Source organism: Caballeronia sp. BR00000012568055 (assembly GCF_029439455.1).
Classification (GTDB): Bacteria; Pseudomonadota; Gammaproteobacteria; order Burkholderiales; family Burkholderiaceae; genus Caballeronia.
Window position 1 is genome coordinate 1 of record NZ_JAQFVG010000294.1, and the last position, 513, is coordinate 513.

Here is a 513-nt window from a genome sequence, read left to right on the forward strand (position 1 = left end):
ATACGAAAAGGACCACGCCAGCATGGCGGCGTGATTGTGAGGCCCAACAAGCAGTAAAACCGTTTGCTGGACGGATAGCGCGTCCGAAGGTTGCGGTGGCAATCGAGTGTGATGATACCCATTAGCGGGCCCGGTGTCAAGTGGGCAAGCAATACCCTCGACTGCCTGAGCAGCCGATTTATTTCCTCGACCGCATGCAGTAGCCGAGCGCACCCGTTTCTTCGACTCATGGCTGCGACGGATCGCGCCAGACACCCATCAGGATCAAGCGGTCGGCATGCAACCATTGCCTGTCGCCCTGGTGGTTTGACCACCCCAGAAGAACATTGGTACCGCAATGCGTCCATGGAGTTCGCACAAATTTATGGCTGCCGGGTTGTTGTCGGCGCCAATCCACTGTTGGCTCGCATTGCAGGCGGTCCGCTTCACCGCACATCGGGGACGACGGATCGACGTCCTATTCAAAACAGAGGGCTGGATGCCAGTCATCACATCAGGCTTGCCGGCCGTCGT

General features: G+C 58.1%; 1 protein-coding gene. It reads right to left on the bottom strand.

Features of this window, described 5'->3' with window-relative positions:
• Nucleotides 1–264 precede the first annotated feature (264 nt).
• On the bottom strand, nt 265–513 hold a 249-nt coding region (locus P7F28_RS17435), incomplete at its 5' end, for a hypothetical protein (RefSeq protein WP_277185774.1).